Source organism: Nisaea nitritireducens, assembly GCF_014904795.1.
Taxonomy (GTDB): Bacteria; Pseudomonadota; Alphaproteobacteria; order Thalassobaculales; family Thalassobaculaceae; genus Nisaea; species Nisaea nitritireducens.
Genome location: NZ_JACZFS010000047.1, coordinates 24,851 through 44,912 on the forward strand (window position 1 = coordinate 24,851; position 20,062 = coordinate 44,912).

Consider the following 20,062-nt stretch of genomic DNA (forward strand, 5'->3'; position numbering starts at 1 on the left):
AAACGCGTGAACGCCCTATCAGCTGCTCATCCTTCTCCGGCCCTTGTCCTGAACGCTGATTTCAGGCCTCTCAGTTATTTCCCTCTTTCCCTTTGGTCCTGGCAGGACGTCGTCAAGGCGGTGTTCCTGGACCGGGTCAATATTCTCTCCGAATATGACCACGTGGTGCGCTCGCCGAGTTTCGAGATGAAGCTGCCGAGCGTGATCGCATTGAAGGAATTCGTGCCCCAGTCGCGGCGTCCGGCCTTCACAAGGTTCAATGTGTTCCTGCGGGACCGGTTCAGCTGCCAGTACTGCGACACACGGTTCCCGACCCACGACCTGACCTTCGATCATGTTATCCCGCGTTCGCGCGGCGGTAGGACCAGTTGGGAAAATGTCGTGACCGCCTGCGGTGCCTGCAATCTGCACAAGGGCAACAAGATGCCGACGCCGCGCGGCTTCATGCCGATCGTGAAGCCGGTGCAGCCGTCAACTTACCTGCTGCAGGAGAACGGGCGAGCCTTCCCGCCGAACTACCTGCATGAAAGCTGGCGCGACTATCTCTATTGGGATAGCGAGTTGGAGCAGGACGAGTTCGAAAACCGCCCGGGGTTTTAGCTCAAGTTCGGTGTTGACGCCTACCCGAGCAAACCGGATAGATCTCCAAGTCCCCATCCCACCAGTGCACCGAGCAGGACGACCAGCCAGGGTGGCAGCTTCCAGGCCGCCAGCGCGAGATAGGCTGCCGCAACCAGCGCGAAGTCTGCCGGTGACGCCACAGCACCGGTGAAAATCGGATCGTAGAGCGCGGCGAGGATGAGGCCGACGACCGCTGCATTGACGCCGCGCAAAGCCGAGTGCGCCTTGCTGTTGCTTCTCAGCTTGGCCCAGAAGGGGAGGGCTGCCGGGACCAGCAGGAAACTGGAAAAGAAGATCGCAAGCAGTGCAGCCCCTGCATAGGGAATCTCGCTGCCGGACGGGGCGATGACGGCGCCGAGATAGGCGGCAAAAGTGAAGAGCGGCCCCGGCACAGCCTGCGCCATACCATAGCCTGCCAGAAACGCATCGTTGCCGATAATGCCCGGCGGTACGATTTCGGCCTGCAGCATCGGCAGGACGATATGCCCGCCGCCGAAAACAAGCGCGCCGACCCGGTAGAAAATGTCTGTGAGCTGGAGCAGCGGATGGCCTGATTGTGCGGCCAGTAACGGCAGCCCGACGAGCAGTGCGGCGAATATCGCGAACAGCGCCAGTGCGGTCTTCGTGCCGATCGCCGGTTTCATGGCGGTCCCTGCCGGCGGGCCGTCACCGGATTTTGGCAACAGCAACCCGGCAATGGCGCCGACAAGGATCACAAGCAACTGGCCATAGGCCAGGGCCGCCATGAGCATGAAGGCGGCGGCACAGACGGCGAGGGTCGCGCGGGGTGCATCGGGACAGAGCGAGCGTCCCATCTGCAATGCGGCCTGCGCCACCACGGCGACGGCAACCAGTTTCAAACCGTGCAGCCAGCCCTGGCCTTCCGCTCCACCCGCGACAGTGACGCCATAGGCAAAAGCAATCAGCAGAGCGGCCGACGGCAGGGTAAAGCCTATCCAGGCGGCCAGCGCGCCGGGGACACCGCCGCGCAGCAGGCCAATTGCGAAACCGACCTGACTGCTGGCAGGGCCGGGCAGAAACTGGCAGAGCGCCACCAACTCCGAATAGGCCCCGTCATCGAACCATTTGCGGCGTTCGACGAACTCGGTACGGAAATAGCCGATATGGGCGACCGGGCCGCCGAAGCTGGTGCAGCCAAGCTTCAGGAAAATAATCAGAATGTCGAACCAGGATGTGCGTTCTGCCGTTGGAACGCTTGCACCAGTTTTCATGATCAGGTCCGGCGCGGCAGGCTGAGTAAGATGGCAACGCAGCCTGCGATGGCGCAAAGCAGGAAGTTGTACCCGGCCATCGAAATGCCGAACATTTCCCAGGCAATGTCCGTGCATCGGACGATTGGCTGGTTCATGAGCTGCGCCTTCAACGCTTCTAGACTGTCCGGCATTGAGGTCGCTCCGCACTCGGCTGTGCCTTCCCACCAGAGATACTCGACACCGACATGGAAAAATCCGATCCCGGCGCTTGTGAGCAGGGCCAGGCCTCCCAGCACGCAGAGCCACCGTGAGACTTTTGGGGCGCGGTTAACGAAAGCGAGGGCCAGAAGACCGAGAACGATAGCGGCCGCGTGCGGATAACGCTGATAGAGGCAGAGGACGCAGGGGGCGAGGCCGCCGATATACTGGAAAGCAAACGCGCCACCGAGCATGGATGAGGCGAAAGCGGCGACTCCGGCTGGAACCAGCCAGGCCGGAAAGGGTCCGATCAAGGGTCTCACAGTCCCGGTCTCCATGGCCACATTCCCGGCTGTTCGGCGGTTGGTCCCGTCGGTTCTATCGCCCCTGCGGCAGAGGTCAAGTCCCGTCGGCGTTATCGTGTGGTCACGCTGTTTTCCCGGCCCGCATGGCTGCCCGCAGGTAGCAGAAAAACCCGATGATCGAAGTGCCGACGACGACTTCGAGCGCGAAGTCGTAGCCGCCGATCTCCCAGAACAGTGAGCCGAGGAACGGTGCGGCGGCGAAACAGGCGAGATAGGGCAGCGCCATGGCGCCGGCGATGGACCCGAAATTCATCTCGCCCATGATCTCCCGGGTGACGACCGGTTTCATGATGCTCGTCAGCCCGTAGCCGCTGCCCTGCAGGAAGACGAACCCGACAAGCAGGATCGGCCAGGACCCGGCGCCGATCAGCAGGACGCAGGCAACGGAAACGGCGAGGAAGCAGTAACACATGGCAACGAAGTTCGAGATGTAGCGCTCGACCGCCATCATTACCACCCGGCCGAGCACCTGCATCGGGCCGATCATCGACGCGGCCGCGACGGCGATGGCGGCATCGACACCCCGTTCCTTCAGCAGTGGCAGCAGGTGGTTGATGACCACGCCATGGGAAATCGCCATCAGGGAGAAGCCGATGGCGAGGAGCCAGAAGGTCGGGTTGGCGAGGAAAGCTGATTTCTTCGGCTGTACGGCAGCGTGTGCGCCGGAGCTCGCTGCTGGCGGGGGCACATGGGTCGTTCTGGTGCGTTCCAGCTCGCGCGTGCCCGCAATCATCAGCGGCAGTGCGACAAGGCAGACGGCGGCGCCCGCAACCTGAACCGCGAGGTGCCAGTCTGCGAGAGCAACCAGGGCATGCGCGGAAGGGAACGAGACCGTTCCGGCGAACCCGGCCGCCAGCGTGATCAGCGTAATCCCGCGCTTTGCGGAGACGCCCCGGGTCCGGGTGACCAGCATGAAGCAGGGCTCGTAGAGGCAGGCGGACATGGCCATGCCCAGGCCACACCAGAAAGCGTAGAAGACGGGCAGGCTGTCGACCAGGGAGAGCAGGGCGATCAGGATGCCGCCGATCAGTGTTCCGCCGCTGAGCACCGTTGCCCCATGCCCCCGGTCGACCAGATTGCCGACGATGGGGGAGCAGAGCGCGCTCATGGCGATGGAGGCGGTGAAGGCACCGGTTAGCTCTGTCTTCGACCAGCCGAGATCGGCCTCCCAATGCACCAGCAGGGCCGGGAAGATGTAATAGAGACCGGCCCAGACAATGGTTTCCGCGACGGCGAGCAGAGCTATTGGTTTGTCGAGGCGCATACGGTTACCGGTTTTCCATAGTGTGGCTTTTTGTCAGGAGACGGTGCCGGAGGCCACCGGATTGCGGTCCGGTCCGTGATGTACCGCCCATTCCATGCCAGCCGCGCCGAAAGTGCATGAGAAGGTCGCGAGCGTGTAGCTGTCGCTCGCATCATGCTCGCCGCGGCACAGGATCGGGAATTCCTGGACCGTGCGGTCGAACAGGATTGTCAGAGCATCGCGCTCTCCGGCGAGCAGCATTGCGTCTGCGCGGGCCTGCCGCTGCCGGGAGGAGTCCGAGATGGTTTGGTCGATCGACGCCAGAGCGGGACGGACCAGATGATTGGCATGAGCATGCGGCGCAGTCACTTCCAGAGCGACCATCCCGCTTGCCGGGGCTTCGACTGAAATCATCCGTCCGCTGCCGTCCGCGAAATTGTGGTGGAAACCGGAGGCCCGGTCGTCGCGTCCGACGATTTCCAGCACCTGCTCAAGTGTCGTGGCGGACAACACCGCGCGGGTGATGACATGCCGGGGGATGCCGACGGTCAGGTCATGCGGGCGGATATTGTTGATGGTCTGGACGATGCCCACCGCGTTCCAGCCAAAGGCGTGACCGGGCAGCATGCCCGGGTAGCAGTAAGCGGAGAAAGCGGGGCCGGTCTCGGGCTCGAAATGGGCGATGAAACCCTGGCCGGCCAGTTCCGGGGCACCATCCTCGTTATGAGCGAGGGTGGCCGGTCTGTCCGCTTCTGCGGGTAGCATCAAACTGGTGCAGGCATCCTCGTCGCTGCGCACCAGATCCCGAAGGTCGCCCCGGCAATTCCAGAGAAAGACGCTCTCGAATGGCTGACCCGCTCCGTCCGCGATGCCTTCTATTTCCCGGACATATTCCGGAAAGGCGTTTCGGGCGGCGGCTTCGAGGCCCTTCAGACGCTCCGAGCCAAGCCATGGTTCAAGCGCCCGGAATTGCGGTGTTGCGAAGGAGGCCTCGGCGATGGCTGTTGCCGCTTGTTTTCCAAGGCCGTATCCGAGCTCATAGACGGAGCCGCGAAGGGAGATCTGGTCCATTGCGATGGTCTTTTCAGTCTGTCGTTTCTTGTGCTTCGCGCCAGGCATCTTACGGCGACGTGAAGAAGGATGAGGGCGCGGGACATTGCCGCGAGGCAATACCATACGCACATTGTCTCCTGAATCCAGCGGTGCTGACGCGAATGCTTGAACGGAGTGTGCGGACATGAGTTTTCTGACGCGGCTTGCTGCGCTGCTTGTCGTTGTGGCTGTCTGGAGTATGCCGGCCGGCGCGGCGCCGAAAGCCGCGCTTTGGGATGTCTGGGCGGCGCATGATCCGGCCAGCGCTATCGCTGTGGATCATGCGGGTTGGGACCGGTTTCTTGGACAATATGTCCGGCCCGGAAGCGACGGTGTAAACCGCGTCGCCTACGACGAGGTCACGACGGCGGACCGGAAGGCGCTTGACGGTTATATCGATGCTCTCGCCGCGGTGCCGGTGCGATCCCTCTCACAAGCCGAACAACTGCCGCTCTGGGTCAATCTCTACAACGCGCTGACCGTTCGCGTGGTGCTGGAGCATTACCCGGTCGCCTCGATCCGTGACATCGACATATCACCCGGTTTTTTCGCCGACGGGCCGTGGGGGAAGAAGCTGGTCACGGTGGAAGGCGAAGCGGTCTCGCTCGACGATATCGAGCACCGCATCCTGCGCCCCATCTGGAGCGATCCGCGCATCCACTATGCGGTGAACTGCGCTTCTCTCGGCTGCCCGAACCTGCATACGCGCGCCATGACGGCGGAGAATGCGGAAGCTTTCCTGGAGGAAGCGGCAATCGCTTTCATCAACCATCCGCGTGGCGCCCGGATTGAAGACGGGAAGCTTTATGTCTCCAGTATCTACGACTGGTTCGACGTTGATTTCGGCGGGAACGACGCTGGTGTCATCGCGCATCTTAAAGCGTATGCGCAGGGGGAACTTGCCGGGGCGTTGACCGGGGTTTCGCGGATCGCGGATGACAGCTACGACTGGCGCCTGAACGGAACGGTATCGCCCTGACGGCTCAAACCCGCCAGCGCAGCAGCATCTTCTCGGCCCGGCCGATGATCCAGGACACGGTAAGGCCGATTGTCGAGAGAATGGCGACACCGGCGATGAGCTGGTCCATTGCCATCAGGCTGCCGGCCATCAGGATATAAGCCCCGACACCGAACTCCGCGCCGATCATTTCAGCCGCGACCAGCAGCACGATGGCGATGGCGGCGGAAATCCGGAAGCCCGGCAGGATCGCGGGCAGGGCGCCTGGCAGGATGATCTTGCGGACGATGGAGACCCAGGAAAGCCCGAAGGACTGGCCCATGCGGATGAGGCCCCGGTCCACATTGTCGACCCCGCCATAGGTCGCGACCACGGTCGGGAAGAACGTGCCGAAAAGGATGGTGGCGACCTTCGAGCCCTCGCCGATGCCGAACCAGATGATGAAGAGCGGCAGCAGCGCGATTTTCGGTATCGGGAAGATCGCGGCTACCAGCGGCACCATTCCGGCCCGGGCGAGGGAGAACAGCCCGATCGCAAAGCCGACAGCGATGCCGAGAAGGGTGCCTGCCGTCCAGCCGATTACCAGACGCGAGAGCGAGGCGCCGAGATGCGTCCAGAGCAAGCCGCTGTCGACCAGTTCCATGAAGGCCGTGGCAGCCTCGCTCGGGGCGGGCAGGACAAGCGGATGAATGATGCCGGTCCGGCAGCCGGTCTCCCAGACGGCGATCAGGACCACCATGACGGCAAGACCGACCAAAGCGCGTGGGCGCGGGTTGAAGCCGCCACCCCGGAACGGAACGGGTTGAGAAGTGGGGTTCTCAGGCATCGATCAGCTCCATGTCGGCGGCAGCGGCTTCGTCCCGGATCAGGGACCAGAGCTGTTCCTGCTTTGAAGCGAGCTCGCCCACGCGGTCGGCACGTTCGGCAAGCGGCATGTCGATGGAGACAACCTCCCGGATACGTCCCGGACGGCGGGACAGGACCACGATCTTGTGACCGAGCCGGACCGCTTCGTTCAGGTTGTGGGTGACATAGACAGCGGTGAATGGCGTCTTCGACCAGAGGCCGACGAGATCGTCCATCAGCAGCTCGCGGGTCTGACTGTCCAGAGCGGAGAGCGGCTCGTCCATCAGCAGGACCGCAGGGCGGACGGCGAGGGCACGGGCGATGGCCACACGCTGCTTCATGCCGCCGGAAAGCTGGCGCGGCAGGGCATTTTTGAAATCGGAGAGCTTGGTGCGGGCCAGCACGTCATCAATGATGGCCTCGGTCTCTGCCTTGCCGAGCCCGTGATCTTCCAGCGCGAGGGAGACATTTCCGGCGACACTGCGCCAGGGCAGAAGGGCGAAATCCTGGAATATGTAGGTCAGCGGGTTGAGGCTGTCAGCCGGTGGGGCGCCATGCTCAAGTACCGCGCCTTCGTCCGGGCGTTCCAGGCCACCGATCAGGCGCAACAGGGTCGATTTCCCGCAGCCGGAAGGTCCGACGATACAGACGATTTCACCGGCGGGGATTTCGAGGTCGATATCGCTCAGAACCGGCATACCGCCATAGCGATGATTGATGCCGTTCAGTGTGAGTTGCATGGCGGCTCGCGGGGACCGTCCGCGCCCGGCTCCGGAGAGCCGGGCGCATCGGAATCAGTAAGTTTCGACGAATTGCGTATCGACCAGCGTGTCGATCGAGATGTCCTTGCCGACCAGACCTTCGCTCTGGAACCAGGCGAGCTGCTTCTTCACATTGGTCAGGTTCAGCTTGAGGTCCGGCTGCAACCGCATGGCGCCGTTCTTGATCGACGGTGCAGCTTTTTCGTAGGGCCGGCTGGTATAGACATATTTGTGGATGAGTTTGGTCATCTCTTCGATGGCCGCATCGCCCTTTGTCTTGTCGACCATGACGGCGTTGAAATCGGCCGATCCCTTGGCGTAGGCAGCGACGAACTTCTTCACCAGCTCCGGACGCTCGGCGGCGTTCTTGGCAGAGGTGAAGGCGGTGGTCACCTGATAGTCGTCATAGTCGTTGATCCAGCCGATGATCTTCGCGGCGCCGCCTTTCGACAGCGGCTTGGCGATGTGCGGAACGATGATCATGGCGTCGACCTGACCGGACTTCAGCGCGCCAATGATGGCGCCGACCTTCTGCAGTGGCTTCAGGGAGATTTTCGAGATGTCGAAACCTTCCTGCGCCGCGACCTGTGAGGCCATGTAGTGGAAGGAGGAGCCGGTCTGGGTGATGCCGAGGCTGTGGCCCGCGAGCTTGTCCGGGCTGGTCAGGCCGGCCTCAAAAGCGGCGGTGCCGGCGAGGATGGCGGAGCCGTCGATGCCTTTTTCTTCCTGCAGCACGCCGCCGATCACTTTCACCGCACCCTTGTCGGCGAGGTTAACCAGACCGCCGGTGATCGAGGTCACGCCGAAATCGACGTCGCCCGAGGCAATCGCCACGGCCATCGGCTGGGCTGCCTGGAAGTATTTGAACTCGACTTCGAGACCCTGCTCGGTGAAGTAGCCTTTCTCAAAGGCGACGAAGCCACCCGAGTGCGAGGTGAAGCGGAGCGCCCCGACGGTGATCTTGTCGGCGGCAACGGCCGTTCCGAACGTCCCGGCCATAATGCCGAGTGCGGTGACGCCCGCCATCATGGCGCGGCGCGAGAAGAGATGCTTCATCTCTGATCCTCCCGAGTTTCTTTTGAATAGCAGCGCAAAACCGCCAGGTGACACGGGCTTTCTCTTAGTCGGTTCGGCTCCATGAGGAAACCAAATTGCGCAACCGGTTAAGCTTGCGCAATGATAGGGCCAATTAACCAACCCTCGGAAACGCCCTTCCCACCCTTGGAAATACCCTTCAATGACCAGCTTTGATTATGTGATCGTCGGCGCCGGCTCTGCCGGTTGTGTGCTCGCGAACCGGCTCAGTGCGGATCCGTCCGTCACCGTGTGCCTGCTCGAAGCAGGGCCGCCGGACTATCATCCGATGATCCATATCCCTGCCGGTTTCATGAAGACGCTGGTCGATCCCTCGGTGAACTGGCTTTACGAGAGCGAGCCGAGCTACTGGACCGGCGGCCGCTCCATCGCCGCGCCGCGCGGTAAGACTCTCGGTGGCTCCAGTTCCATCAACGGGCATATCTACAATCGCGGCCAGCGGCTCGATTTTGACGGCTGGGCCCAGCGCGGCAACCGGGGCTGGGGTTATGCCGACGTGCTGCCCTATTTCAAGCGGACCGAGCATCGTATCGGCGAGGGCGAAGATACGTTCCGCGGCCGCGAGGGCAATATGGCGGTGACCGATATCGACTGGCAGCACCCGCTCTGCGATGCTTTCATCAAGGGCGCCGAAAGCATCGGTATCCCGCACAACAAGGATTACAACGGCAAGATCCAGGAAGGCGTATCCTACGCCCAGCGGACGATCTACGGCCGCCGTCGGATGAGCACAGCGCGGGGTTATCTGCGTCCGGCGATGAAGCGCAAGAACCTGACCGTGCGGACCAATGCGCATGCGACGAAAATCCTGTTCGAAGGCAAGAGCGCCAAAGGCATCCGCTATTCTGAAGGTGGCCGGCACGGGATCGAGACGGAGGTTTTCGCACGGCGTGAGGTGATCCTGTCCGGCGGTGCGGTGAATTCGCCGCAACTGCTGCAACTCTCCGGCGTAGGCGATCCGGAACTGCTGCGCGGGCTCGGCATCGATGTGCAGCACGCGCTTCCCGGTGTTGGCGAGAACCTGCGCGACCATTACGCGCCGCGCTTCACCGCACGGGTCAAGAACTCGAACAGCATCAACGAGCTGGCACGGGGGCCGAGGCTCTGGGGTGAGGTCTTCAAGTATTTTACCGGACAGAAGAGCATCCTCGGCCTCAGCCCGACGCTGGTCTACTGCTTCTGGCACTCGAACGAGGCGGCGCGGAACAGCGATCTGCAGTTCACCTTTACGCCAGCCAGCTACAAGCACGGCGTGCAGTCCAAGCTGGACGATCTGCCGGGCATGACCATCGCCTCCTGGCAGCAACGGCCGGAGAGCATCGGCTATATCCGCGCCCGAAATGCCGATCCGTTCGAGGCTCCGGCGATTCAGCCGAACTATCTGGCGGACGAGACCGACCGGCAGGTGCTGTTGTCGGGAATGAAGCTCGCCCGGCGCCTGTTGCAAACCGAACCTTTGCAGCCTTTCTTTGATGGTGAACTCTATCCAGGTCCGGGCGTGCAGAGCGACGACGAGCTGCTGGCCGCCGCCCGTGAGCGGGGCACCACGACTTTCCATCTGATGGGCTCCTGCCGGATGGGCCCGGATAGCGACAAGACAGCCGTGGTCGACGATCAGCTTCGGGTTAGGGGAATGGCAAATCTCAGGGTTGTCGACGCGTCAATCATGCCGACCATGCCGTCTGCGAACCTGAATGCCTCGACCATGATGATCGGGGAAAAGGCTGCGGATCTGATCCTTGGTAATCCATCAGCAGAGCCCGTATCCCTTAAAGATTGAAGTGCCTAAATATTCCGCTCTATTGGTTGTATTTTGCGGATTTACGGGCGTTTTGGGGATTCGATGTTAAACAAGAATTAATAAGTTCCGTGTTTTTCTGGTTTTCCGGATCATTCGGATTGTTGAACGCATACAACTTGTCTTAGTATTCACGGGAATTAACCATGGCGTTGGATTTTCACGGGGGCAGCATGAGCTCTTCAAAATCACGCAAGAATGTTTATGCGGGTCACCGGACCTCCATCATCCTTGAAGAAGACTTCTGGGAGGCGTTGGAAGAGTGCGCGCATGACCGTGAATTGTGCATCGATTCTATCGTGACAGACGCCGAGAAGGCGTTCCCCGAGATGAGCCGGACCGCTGCTGTCCGGATGTTCCTGCTGGAGCATTTCCGCACCAAAGCGGAAGACACCGACCCCATCCACTAAGCTAACCATATCCGAATGATCGGAGTGTGGCGCTCTGCGCCAGACCCGTTATCATTCCGGAATGACGATTTCTCCTCTCCTGGCTGACGCCAAATCCGCGCATCACGCAGGCGATCTGGAGCGTGCGATCACCGGTTACCGTTCCGTTCTTGAAGGCGGACCGGATGCGGCGACAAGCAACCTGCTCGCCATAGCGTTGGACGGAAGCGGCCGTGCCGGCGAAGCGGAGTCGGTGCTGGCCCGTGCCCATGAGATGGAACCGGACCTGGCTGATCCGGCACTCAATCTTGCCCGCCTCAGACTGCGGCGCGGAGCGGTTGAAGAAGCCGTTCCGCCTCTTCGGAGGGCCGGTACAACCGGCAGTCAGGAAGCCCTGGCACTCCTTTTCGAAGTTGCCTGTGCTGCCGGTCTGCATGCGGATGTTCTGAACACAGGCCGCCAGCTCCTGGTTGACGGAAGCCTGCAGGTGCAGCAGGCGGAACGGCTTGGCGAGATCGCATTCCGGACCGAAGCAGAAGATGCGCCAGCGATCCTGGAGAATGCCGTCAGGCGTTTCCCGGATTCGGCCCGCTTGCATCTCCTGATGGCTCATCATCTCGGTCGCCGCGGCACGCATGACGCGGCGGTGACGGCGTTCCGACGGAGCCAGTGTCTCAATCCGGCAGACCTGGACGCTGTTTTCAATGCGGCTCGTATTCTCGATCTGTCCGGGCAGAACAATACTGCCAGCCGCGAATGCAACCGGGCACTCGCAATTGCTCCCGGTTGGCCGGATGCCTTGCTTCTCTGTGCCCGTATCGAGGCTCTGCATGGAAGCCCCGCCAGGGCACGCGCCCTCGCGGCGCAGGCACTGGCCGCGCTTCCCACAAGTGCCAAAGCACATGCTGCCTTTGCCCTTGCCCGTTTCGCCGGGGGAGAGAAAGAGGCTGCCATTGCGGGCCACAGGCGCGCATTGCTGCTCGATCCGGCGGATGCGATGGAATGGAATGACCGGGGGGTGATGCTCAAGCAGGTCGGCGCTGTCGGTGTTGCGGATCTTGCCTATGGGCGGGCCCGCACAGTTTCACCGGAGCTTCTCCCTGCGATCAAGAACCACGCGGCGCTTCTGTTCGACATGACAGACATGGAGGCTGCCGCCGACGCTTACGATCATGCGCTCCGTATTGCCCCGGACGATGCCGGTCTCGCGATGAAGCGGGCGATGACCTTCCCGACCATCCTGCGGTCCGAAGCTGAAATCGATGCCATACGGGCGGATACCGAACGCCGGATGCAGGCGATCAAGCACTCCGGTATGGTGATGACGGATCCTCTTAAAGAAGTCGGTCGGCCGAACTTCTATCTCGCCTATCATGGCCGGAACGACCGCGGTCTGCAGACGTTGATTGCAGAGACTTATCTCGCGCTCTGTCCCGCTCTTGGTTTTGTTGCGCCGCATTGCCGGTCGCCGAAACCGCGCTCCGGCGGCAAGTTGAAGATCGGCTTCCTGTCGAAATTTTTCTACGATCATTCGGTCAAGTTCATCAGCGAAGGCATCATCCGCAATCTCGATCCCGCGCTTTTCGAGGTGCATCTGATCAGCACCATGGAGCCGCAGGATGTAGATATCTTCCCGCCGGGCCAAGGGCCTGCCGGGTATACACGGATCGAGGAAGACCTTTTCCAGGCGCAGCAGGATATTGCGGCGCTGGAGCTGGATATCCTGGTGTTCGGCGATATCGGGATGGAGCCGCTCAGCTATTATCTCGGGTTCGCGCGATTTGCCCCTGTGCAATGCGTCATGCAGGGACATCCGGTGACGACCGGCCTGCCGCATATGGATTACTTCGTCTGCAGCGCCTTGCAGGAAATTGACGGCGCGGAGGCGCATTACACGGAAATGCCGATCCGGGTGAAGGACATCCCGCTCTGCTATCCGGATTTGCCGGAGGTCCCGGACAAACGGCTTTCCGACTTCGGCCTGCCGGAGGACCGGACGCTCTATTTCTGCCCGCAAACCCTGTTCAAGTTTCACCCGGATTTCGATGCCATCCTGAAAGGCATTCTTGAAGGCGATCCGGACGGCATGCTGGTGTTGTTGAAAGACCGGCAGGAAACCCGGAACCGTCAGCTAATAGCGCGCCTTTCGGAGACTCTTGGCGATCTGACGCAGCGAATCCACTGGGTTGGCCGCCTGCCGAAACTCGATTATTACGCCTTGCTGAAACACAGCGCGGCGATGCTCGACACCACTCATTTCTGCGGCGGCAACACAACCATCCAGGCGCTCGGTCTCAGCATCCCGCCGATTACCCTGCCGGCGGATTATGTTCGCGGACGGATGACGATCGGCTGGCTGAAAGCCATCGATGTGATGGAGCTGGTCGCGGAAACGCCGGAGGATTACGTGCGGATCACGCTGGCTTGCGGCACCAACCCGGCATGGCGGGCACGGGTCGTCGCGAAGATCGAGGCAAGAAAGCACGAGCTGTTCGAAAATCAGGCCTGCGTCCGGGAACTGGAGGCGTTTTTCCCGGAAGCTTATGACGCGGCCCTGCGGGGAGAACGGTTACGTTGGATTTCCGGGCGCCATATGCCCTGAGACGGGGGCATTTAGACGAAATTTGGAACCTGATCCAATTGCGCGTCGGCCAGTGAGCCCCAGCCGAGAGCATGGGTGAAAAGATCGAGCCCGCGCGATCTAGCGTACTGATTGCCGTTCAGTCGTGCCTGATAGGACATGCTCCGGGCGAGAAAACGCTCCTTCATTTCCGATATCCGGCTTTCCGTCCCGTTTTCGAGTCGTCCGATCATTTCCATCGTCGCCAGTTCTATGGCGCGACCTGAATTCTCCATCGGAGCGATTCCTGCGTCCTGATAGAATTGTGCGTCGGGCAGAGGTGTTGAATTGAGGGTGATCGGTAGGTCACGCTCCAGAATTTGCTGATAGGTGAGAGGTGCTGAAGCCCCGGTTTCGATGAGCGGTTTATAGAGGAACAGATCGCCCGGCAGATGATGACCGAAAATGGTCGGGATCAGGTTTGTCGTCAGGCTCGGCCGTCCGAAGGCGCGGACCAGACCTTCCGGTCCGGATTGGCAATTGATTGACAGGAAACACTGCCCGCAGAGGAAGACATCCATCCAGTCTTCGTGGTCATCCAGATGGGGCACGTCGAAGACAAGACCACTCCCGGTATTCAACAACGGGTCATCCTTGCTGCCAATGCGGAAAACCGGGAACCCCTGTTGTGTCAGCCATTCAATGGCGGGGAGGAAATTCTCCAGCGACGCGGTGCGCATCACACCTTCACGTCTGTTGACCGGGTTGGATACGTGCTCCACGTCCCGGACATGGAGAAGGATGAAACGGCGCCCGGCTTCAATGCCGAGCCGGTTTAGCCAATGCCAGCCGCGTTCCAGTAACTGCTCATCCATGGAAAGAAACGACGGCCCGTGGGTCCAGCGCTCCATTCCATAATCTCTATAAAACCGCAAAATATGTGCGGCATATAGATCGTATGGTCCTTTCTGTACGAGCCCCTGATTGAGCAGTGACGAATAGAGCACCAGCTTGTCGTCGGTCTCGATGATCGTGAATTGCTTCGCAAGCAGATCGAACAGACCCTGATTGATCCCGGCGTCACTTCTTGGCGGTGTGATCAGCACGATCTGCTCGTACATGCTTCCGAACATTGTCTTCAGATAATGAGGTTCCGGGCCCAGATGCCCGATATGCCGCGCGAGCGGAAGAGTGGCGACCAAACTGCGCGCGCCCTTTCGCAAATATGGCTGCACGAGGCCGCGCAACCTGTCATCGAATTGTGGAGAGGACAGAAGGGTCAGCAGGTCTGAAATGTCGGGGTTAGGCTCGTTAACGGCCATCATAGTCAATCAGGTCAGCTTCTTCCCCGGGCGCAAAGTCGACGTGGATATGATTGCCGTCATGATCGTGGATGTTCACCTGCTGAATTCCCATTTCCGGCAGCACGCCGCAGCGATAGGCGACTTTCTGATCCCTCAGGTGTGCCAGGAAAGTGGCTAGCCCGTCCGCCGAGATCGCGAAATGCTCCAGCTGCGCATCGGCACGATACGGTGCCGGCTCAGCTTTGACGCCGACCAGATGCACCATTGCGGCGCCGTTGGCATAGAGCCAGGCGCCGGGAAAAGGGAAGGGCGGGCGCTCGCCGGGATGCATGTCCAGCACCCGGCCGTACCAAGCGACCATCGCATCGAGATTCTGTGTCCGGAGGTTCACGTGATCGAGCGTCTTGAGCGCCATGGGCTTTCCTTTTTGTTCACGTTATGTTTCGATCCGGTAGGGCAATTCGGAAGAAGCTTACCTCATGGCCGACATCATACCCAATCGCGACGCGCGGCGTCTGTTTCTCCATCTGCACGCGCTGTCGGAGTCTCCCGGCCGGCCGTTCAGGCGAAAGGATCTGCCGGAGCTGATCCATCGCATCGGATTCGTGCAGGTAGACAGCATCCGCACTGTGGAGCGGGCGCATCATCACATCCTGTTTTCTCGCGCGACCTCCTACAAGCCGGAATGGCTGCACCATCATATCGAGCGGGAACGGACCTTGTTCGAGAACTGGACGCACGATGCCTCGGTTATCCCGGTCGAGTTCTACCGCTACTGGAAGCCGAAATTCGCCCGCACGCGCGACCGGCTGATGAGCCGGGACTGGTGGCGGGAACGGCTTGGCGAGGATTACGAGGAAACCTGCGCCCGGATTCGCGCCCACATCATCGAGAACGGCCCGGTCCGGTCCCGCGATCTGACGGAAGGCGAGAGCCATCACGATGGCAGCGACGAGAACAAGGCCTGGTGGGGCTGGAAGCCGTCGAAATCCGCGCTCGAACATCTCTGGCGCACGGGAGAGCTGGCTGTCTCTGCCCGTGAAGGCTTTCAGAAGGTCTATGACATCGCCTCCAACGTGGTGCCTGCCGAACATTTCGAGCCGGTGGTGCATGACGAGGAATTCATCGACTGGGCCTGCCGTTCCGCCCTTGTGCGGCTTGGCTTTGCGACGCCGGGGGAGTTGGCCGCCTATTGGGATGCGATCTCTCCTGCGGAAGCGAAAGCCTGGGCCGAGCAGCAAACCGCAGAAACAGCCATTTCGGTCGAGGTCGAGAATGCGGACGGTACCCTGCGGCAGCATCTGGCCCGGCCCGAAGTCTTTCACCGGACGGCCGCCGCACCGACACCGCCCGGCCGTATCCGGTTCCTCAGTCCGTTCGACCCGGCACTGCGCGACCGCAAGCGCCTGCAGCGCCTGTTTGGCTACGATTACCGGATCGAGGTCTTCGTGCCTGAGGCGAAACGGGAATACGGGTATTACGTCTTCCCGATGCTGGAAGGCGACAGGCTGGTTGGCCGGATCGACATGAAGGCCGATCGGCCTGCTGGCGTGCTCCGGGTGCGCAAGCACTGGCTAGAACCACGTCTCAGCCTTACCGCGCAGCGCAAGGCCCGGATGGAGGCAGAGCTGCTGCGGTGGCTGAAATATCTCGGGCTGGATCGGGCCGAAGGAGACGGCTTCGATGCCGCCCTTTAGCCTATGGTGGGATTGTCCCGGCGTTTCAGAACTGTTTTTGCCGTATCGATGAACGCCCGGAGCTTGGGGTTGTTTCCTGCCCGGTCCGGGAAATAAAGAAACAGGCCGGTTTCCTCGACAGAGGCTTCCGGCAAGATCTCGACAAGCCGTCCGTCTGCCAGTTCCGCCGCGATTTTCGGCTCGAACATGTAGATGATACCCAGCCCTTCCAGCGCGAAATCGATCGCGACGTTCATGTCGTTCACGATCAGGTTGCCTGCGGAGGGGACAGCAATCTCTCCGCTGCCGCTCTCCAACTCCCAATCGTAGAGTGCCCCGCCCGAATGCCTGTATGAGAGGCAGTTATGATCCGCCAGGTCCTTGATGGAAGCGGGCTGCCCGTGCTGCTCGATATAGGAGGGCGCTGCGGCCATGATGGTCCGGAAGGGAGGGGACAGACGGAGGATCTTCATGTCCTGATCGATGGTGCCGCCGAGACGGATACCGGCATCGAAATTCTCCGCAACGATGTCGATCAGACGCTTGTCCGCCGAAACCTCAATTGTCAGGTCCGGGTAGCGTTTTGTCATTTCCCTGATAACCGGCGTCACCACCATGTCGATAAAGGGCTGGGCAATGGTCAGGCGCAGCAACCCGGAAACCTGCCCCTGAGCCGACTTCAACCGCTCCAGCGCGTCGTCGATGCCGGTAATGGAGGGGCCGGTGGTATCGACGAGTAGCTGTCCCCAGTCGGTCAGTGAGACGCTGCGGGTGGTGCGGGCGAAGAGCGGAAGGCCGAGCCGATCCTCAACCAGCCTGACGGAATGGCTGACTGCGGAAGCGCTCATGCCGAGCTCTTTGGCGGCAGCCGCGAAGCCGCCCCGGCGCGCAACGGCGAGGACGACGGGAAGGTGGGGGAGGATGTCTCTCTGCATTGCTGAAAAATATTGCACAATACATGCAGTTCAAGGGTGGATATCTTTTTCGCAAGAGGACCCATCTCTCTCCCAACGGCGACGAAAGCGGCGTGGGGATACGCCGGCGAGCTTTCGCGCGTGTGGGAGAGCTGAAAAATGATCACATTAAATCTGAACGGCACCGAGCATCAGCTCGATGCCGACGCGGATACTCCACTGCTGTGGGCGATCCGCGACCATGCCGGTCTGACCGGAACGAAATTCGGCTGCGGGCTGGCGCAATGCGGGGCCTGTACCGTGCATGTCGATGGGACGCCGGTGCGCTCCTGTCAGACGTTCCTTGGCGATATCGAAGGGGCGAAAGTCACTACCATCGAAGGCGTCTCCGGCAAGGTGGCCGAGACGGTCCAGACAGTCTGGGCCGAGCTGGATGTGCCGCAATGCGGCTATTGCCAGTCCGGACAGATCATGTCGGCGGCCGCACTGCTGGCGGAAACGCCGAAGCCGACGGATGACGATATCGACGCGGCGATGAGCGGAAACCTTTGCCGTTGCGCCACCTACCAACGCATTCGCGCCGCGATCCATGTCGCCGCCGACCGTCTGGAGGCCTGATCGATGCTGTCTCATAAACTCAATGCACTTGCCGAGCGCGCGAAGACCGAACCGGTTTCCCGCCGCGGCTTTCTGCTGTCCGCCGCGGCCACCTCGGCGGGCCTTGCCATTGGCTACCGGCCGCTTGCCGGTCTGGCTGCAACAGAGCCGTCCAAACAGGGCGATGAACTCGCGGCCTATATTGCGATTTCCGAAGACGACACGGTGACCATCTATTCCTCGCAATTCGATATGGGACAGGGCTCCTATCACGGCATTGCTACGCTGGTTCTGGAAGAGCTGGGCGCGGACTGGGCACAGGTGAAGGTCGAGGGCGCGTCGGCGGACGTGCGCCATTACGGCAACGTCATGTGGGGCGGCGGCTTCCAGGGTTCCGGCGGTTCTACCTCGATGGCGTCTTCCTGGGACCGGTATCGCAAGGCCGGCGCCGCCGCCCGGATGATGCTGGTCGAGGCGGCCGCGCAGGCCTGGGGCGTTCCGGCGTCCGAGATCACGGTCAGCAAGGGTGTCATTGCCCATGCGGGTTCCGGCAAGTCTTCCGGTTTCGGCGCTTTTGCGAAACCGGCGGCGGGCCTGACAATCCCGGACACCATCGCGTTGAAGGACAGGTCCGAGTGGACGGAGATCGGCAATCCGGATCTGAAGCGGTTCGACCGTGTCGGCAAGACCAAAGGCGAGCAGGATTTCACCATTGATGTGAAATTGCCCGGCATGCTGACCGCCGTAATGATCCACCCGCCGAAATTCGGTGCGACAGTTGCCAGCTTCGATGCGGATGAAACCAAAGCGCTGAAAGGCGTCACCGACGTGGTGGCGATCGACCGGGGTATTGCGGTGGTGGCGACGGATATGTGGTCCGCGCTGAAGGGCCGGGACCTCGTCACCGTCACCTGGGACGAGAGCAAGGCGGAGACGCGCGGTTCGGCGCAGATCATGGCCGAATATCATGCTCTGGCCACGAAGGCCCCGACGGCGGTTGCCCGAACCGACGGCGAGCCGGAAGCGGCTCTGGCTTCTGCTGCCAAGGTGCTGGAAGCGACCTACGAATTTCCGTATCTCGCCCATGCGGCGATGGAGCCGCTAAACGCCGTTGTGCATATGAACAACGATGGGGTTCTGGAAATCTGGGGCGGCCACCAGATGCCGGATTTCTACCAGCAGATGGCCTCAAAGGTCGCAGGCGTGGAGTTGGTAAAAACCCGCATGCACATCATGAAGACCGGCGGCGGCTTTGGTCGGCGGGCGACCCCGGACGCGGATGTCATCGTCGAGGCGGTGGCTATAGCCAAGGCTATTGGCTGGAAGGCGCCGGTCAAGGTGCAATGGACCCGCGAAAACGACACGCGCGGCGGCCGCTATCGTCCGGCCTATGTCCACCGGATGCGTGCCGGAATTGACGCGGATGGCAAGCTGGTGGCCTGGGACAACCATATTGTCGGCCAGTCCATCGTTGCGGGCGGTCCCTTCGCCGGACTGATCAAGGATGGCGTTGACGCCACATCCGTTGAAGGCTCCTCCACCCTGCCTTACGCCATTCCCAATCTTGGCGTTGGGCTGACCACCACGGATGTGGGGGTTCCGGTTCTCTGGTGGCGGTCGGTGGGCTCGACTCACACGGCTTATGCGACCGAAATGTTCCTCGACGAGGTGATCGCCGAGATCGGTGCGGATCAGGTGCAGTTTCGTCTCGACCTGCTGAAGGACCATCCGCGCCACGCGGGCGTCCTCAGGCTGGCGGCGGAAAAAGCCGACTGGGGCAAGAAGCTGCCTGAAGGCCACCATTGGGGCGTCGCCGTGCATGAGAGCTTCCACTCTTATGTCGCCGAACTGGCCGAGGTTTCGGTTGAGGACGGACAGGTGATCGTGCACCGGGTCGTGGCGGCCGTCGATGTCGGCACGCCGATCAATCCAGACGTGATCAAGGCGCAGGTCGAAGGCGGTATCGGTTTCGGACTGGGCTCGGTCCTGCAGGAAGAACTGACGCTGACGGATGGCGCGGTGGATCAGGGCAACTACGACACCTATCTGCCGCTCCGCATCGACCGGATGCCGAAGGTCGAGGTGCATATCGTGCCCAGCACGGAACGCCCGACCGGTATTGGCGAGCCCGGCGTCCCGCCGATTGGCCCGGCCATTGGCAACGCGGTGTTCCGGGCAACCGGCCAGCGGGTGCGTACCTTGCCGTTCGAGAAGGGCTTCAAGTCGGCCTGATTGAACAGCGACTCTGAATAAAGTGAACCGCCGCCGGGCAACGGGCGGCGGTTTTTTTATGTTCATCTTTCGTCGTCATCCCGCACTTGATGAGGGACCCAGAGAACGAGGAGTTGTGCTTTATGATCGCCTGGGTCACGGCTCCCCGGCCGGAATGACGGCTGTGTGGGTTCCGATAGGCCATGATACTGTTCCCTGA

18 protein-coding genes are annotated in these 20,062 nt (G+C 61.4%); 8 read left to right on the top strand and 10 right to left on the bottom strand.

All coding sequences use genetic code 11. From position 1 onward, the window contains the following. Positions 1 to 6 precede the first annotated feature (6 nt). Positions 7 to 600 carry an HNH endonuclease gene (locus tag IG629_RS15965; RefSeq protein WP_193172937.1) on the top strand — a complete coding sequence of 198 codons (594 nt, stop codon included), beginning with the start codon at positions 7 to 9 and terminating at the stop codon, positions 598 to 600. 20 nt (positions 601 to 620) lie between these two features. On the opposite strand, the gene chrA is transcribed toward IG629_RS15965, so the two are convergent. From chrA to IG629_RS15985, 4 genes are all read right to left on the bottom strand, one after another. Further along, complete coding sequence (chrA, locus tag IG629_RS15970) at positions 621 to 1,853, bottom strand: chromate efflux transporter (RefSeq protein WP_193172938.1); 1,233 nt, start codon at positions 1,851 to 1,853, stop codon at positions 621 to 623. Between the two features lie 2 nt (positions 1,854 to 1,855). Further along, a complete protein-coding gene (locus IG629_RS15975; protein ID WP_319025106.1) occupies positions 1,856 to 2,356 on the bottom strand; it encodes a disulfide bond formation protein B in 501 nt (166 codons plus the stop codon). Between the two features lie 103 nt (positions 2,357 to 2,459). Next, positions 2,460 to 3,662, bottom strand: coding sequence for an MFS transporter (locus IG629_RS15980; RefSeq protein ID WP_193172940.1), 1,203 nt, complete (start codon positions 3,660 to 3,662; stop codon positions 2,460 to 2,462). 33 nt (positions 3,663 to 3,695) lie between these two features. Continuing rightward, a complete protein-coding gene (locus tag IG629_RS15985; protein ID WP_193172941.1) occupies positions 3,696 to 4,712 on the bottom strand; it encodes a C45 family autoproteolytic acyltransferase/hydolase in 1,017 nt (338 codons plus the stop codon). Between the two features lie 166 nt (positions 4,713 to 4,878). Here IG629_RS15985 and IG629_RS15990 point away from each other — a divergent pair, with 166 nt between their 5' ends. Continuing rightward, complete coding sequence (locus IG629_RS15990) at positions 4,879 to 5,712, top strand: DUF547 domain-containing protein (protein WP_193172942.1); 834 nt, start codon at positions 4,879 to 4,881, stop codon at positions 5,710 to 5,712. 4 nt (positions 5,713 to 5,716) lie between these two features. On the opposite strand, the gene IG629_RS15995 is transcribed toward IG629_RS15990, so the two are convergent. Genes IG629_RS15995 through IG629_RS16005 form a run of 3 tightly spaced genes read right to left on the bottom strand, consistent with a single transcriptional unit; the run spans position 5,717 to position 8,354 of the window. Beyond that, complete coding sequence (locus IG629_RS15995) at positions 5,717 to 6,517, bottom strand: ABC transporter permease (RefSeq protein WP_193172943.1); 801 nt, start codon at positions 6,515 to 6,517, stop codon at positions 5,717 to 5,719. Continuing rightward, the gene (locus IG629_RS16000) at positions 6,510 to 7,277 is read right to left on the bottom strand and encodes an ABC transporter ATP-binding protein (RefSeq protein ID WP_193172944.1); all 768 of its coding nucleotides are present in this window, start codon (positions 7,275 to 7,277) and stop codon (positions 6,510 to 6,512) included. The genes IG629_RS15995 and IG629_RS16000 overlap by 8 nt, the downstream gene beginning before the upstream one ends. A 54-nt stretch (positions 7,278 to 7,331) precedes the next feature. Further along, positions 7,332 to 8,354, bottom strand: a complete 1,023-nt coding sequence (locus tag IG629_RS16005) for an ABC transporter substrate-binding protein (protein ID WP_193172945.1) — start codon at positions 8,352 to 8,354, stop codon at positions 7,332 to 7,334. 181 nt (positions 8,355 to 8,535) lie between these two features. On the opposite strand from IG629_RS16005, the gene IG629_RS16010 reads away from it, so the two are divergent. The 3 genes from IG629_RS16010 (at position 8,536) to IG629_RS16020 (ending at position 13,182) form a co-directional block, all read left to right on the top strand. Beyond that, positions 8,536 to 10,173, top strand: coding sequence for a GMC family oxidoreductase (locus IG629_RS16010; RefSeq protein ID WP_193172946.1), 1,638 nt, complete (start codon positions 8,536 to 8,538; stop codon positions 10,171 to 10,173). A gap of 191 nt (positions 10,174 to 10,364) precedes the next feature. Then, positions 10,365 to 10,601: a ribbon-helix-helix domain-containing protein gene (locus tag IG629_RS16015; RefSeq protein WP_169721240.1), complete on the top strand. Its 237-nt coding sequence runs from the start codon at positions 10,365 to 10,367 to the stop codon at positions 10,599 to 10,601. 61 nt (positions 10,602 to 10,662) lie between these two features. Further along, positions 10,663 to 13,182: an O-linked N-acetylglucosamine transferase family protein gene (locus tag IG629_RS16020; RefSeq protein ID WP_193172947.1), complete on the top strand. Its 2,520-nt coding sequence runs from the start codon at positions 10,663 to 10,665 to the stop codon at positions 13,180 to 13,182. Positions 13,183 to 13,193: 11 nt separating this feature from the next. On the opposite strand, the gene IG629_RS16025 is transcribed toward IG629_RS16020, so the two are convergent. Beyond that, positions 13,194 to 14,465 carry a TIGR04372 family glycosyltransferase gene (locus IG629_RS16025; RefSeq protein WP_226886844.1) on the bottom strand — a complete coding sequence of 424 codons (1,272 nt, stop codon included), beginning with the start codon at positions 14,463 to 14,465 and terminating at the stop codon, positions 13,194 to 13,196. Continuing rightward, complete coding sequence (locus tag IG629_RS16030) at positions 14,452 to 14,859, bottom strand: VOC family protein (RefSeq protein WP_193172949.1); 408 nt, start codon at positions 14,857 to 14,859, stop codon at positions 14,452 to 14,454. Before IG629_RS16030 ends, IG629_RS16025 begins: the two co-directional genes overlap by 14 nt. Before the next feature lie 64 nt (positions 14,860 to 14,923). Here IG629_RS16030 and IG629_RS16035 point away from each other — a divergent pair, with 64 nt between their 5' ends. Beyond that, the gene (locus IG629_RS16035) at positions 14,924 to 16,141 is read left to right on the top strand and encodes a winged helix-turn-helix domain-containing protein (protein WP_028467363.1); all 1,218 of its coding nucleotides are present in this window, start codon (positions 14,924 to 14,926) and stop codon (positions 16,139 to 16,141) included. Here the strand turns inward: IG629_RS16035 and IG629_RS16040 are convergent. Continuing rightward, a complete protein-coding gene (locus IG629_RS16040; RefSeq protein ID WP_028467364.1) occupies positions 16,138 to 17,055 on the bottom strand; it encodes a LysR family transcriptional regulator in 918 nt (305 codons plus the stop codon). The two genes, IG629_RS16035 and IG629_RS16040, sit on opposite strands and share 4 nt — an antisense overlap. A 138-nt stretch (positions 17,056 to 17,193) precedes the next feature. Between IG629_RS16040 and IG629_RS16045 the strand changes: the two genes are divergently transcribed. Further along, the gene (locus IG629_RS16045) at positions 17,194 to 17,652 is read left to right on the top strand and encodes a (2Fe-2S)-binding protein (protein ID WP_193172950.1); all 459 of its coding nucleotides are present in this window, start codon (positions 17,194 to 17,196) and stop codon (positions 17,650 to 17,652) included. 3 nt (positions 17,653 to 17,655) lie between these two features. Next, complete coding sequence (locus IG629_RS16050) at positions 17,656 to 19,863, top strand: xanthine dehydrogenase family protein molybdopterin-binding subunit (protein ID WP_193172951.1); 2,208 nt, start codon at positions 17,656 to 17,658, stop codon at positions 19,861 to 19,863. Positions 19,864 to 20,062: the final 199 nt, after the last annotated feature.

Excerpts from the sequence above, each read along its gene's own strand:
- chrA (WP_193172938.1), bottom strand. The coding sequence starts at position 1,853 with ATGAAAACTGGTGCAAGCGTTCCAACGGCAGAACGCACATCCTGGTTC.
- IG629_RS15980 (WP_193172940.1), bottom strand. The coding sequence starts at position 3,662 with ATGCGCCTCGACAAACCAATAGCTCTGCTCGCCGTCGCGGAAACCATT.
- IG629_RS15985 (WP_193172941.1), bottom strand. The coding sequence starts at position 4,712 with ATGGACCAGATCTCCCTTCGCGGCTCCGTCTATGAGCTCGGATACGGC.
- IG629_RS15990 (WP_193172942.1), top strand. The coding sequence starts at position 4,879 with ATGAGTTTTCTGACGCGGCTTGCTGCGCTGCTTGTCGTTGTGGCTGTC.
- IG629_RS15995 (WP_193172943.1), bottom strand. The coding sequence starts at position 6,517 with ATGCCTGAGAACCCCACTTCTCAACCCGTTCCGTTCCGGGGTGGCGGC.
- IG629_RS16000 (WP_193172944.1), bottom strand. The coding sequence starts at position 7,277 with ATGCAACTCACACTGAACGGCATCAATCATCGCTATGGCGGTATGCCG.
- IG629_RS16005 (WP_193172945.1), bottom strand. The coding sequence starts at position 8,354 with ATGAAGCATCTCTTCTCGCGCCGCGCCATGATGGCGGGCGTCACCGCA.
- IG629_RS16010 (WP_193172946.1), top strand. The coding sequence starts at position 8,536 with ATGACCAGCTTTGATTATGTGATCGTCGGCGCCGGCTCTGCCGGTTGT.
- IG629_RS16015 (WP_169721240.1), top strand. The coding sequence starts at position 10,365 with ATGAGCTCTTCAAAATCACGCAAGAATGTTTATGCGGGTCACCGGACC.
- IG629_RS16020 (WP_193172947.1), top strand. The coding sequence starts at position 10,663 with ATGACGATTTCTCCTCTCCTGGCTGACGCCAAATCCGCGCATCACGCA.
- IG629_RS16025 (WP_226886844.1), bottom strand. The coding sequence starts at position 14,465 with ATGATGGCCGTTAACGAGCCTAACCCCGACATTTCAGACCTGCTGACC.
- IG629_RS16030 (WP_193172949.1), bottom strand. The coding sequence starts at position 14,859 with ATGGCGCTCAAGACGCTCGATCACGTGAACCTCCGGACACAGAATCTC.
- IG629_RS16035 (WP_028467363.1), top strand. The coding sequence starts at position 14,924 with ATGGCCGACATCATACCCAATCGCGACGCGCGGCGTCTGTTTCTCCAT.
- IG629_RS16040 (WP_028467364.1), bottom strand. The coding sequence starts at position 17,055 with ATGCAGAGAGACATCCTCCCCCACCTTCCCGTCGTCCTCGCCGTTGCG.
- IG629_RS16045 (WP_193172950.1), top strand. The coding sequence starts at position 17,194 with ATGATCACATTAAATCTGAACGGCACCGAGCATCAGCTCGATGCCGAC.
- IG629_RS16050 (WP_193172951.1), top strand. The coding sequence starts at position 17,656 with ATGCTGTCTCATAAACTCAATGCACTTGCCGAGCGCGCGAAGACCGAA.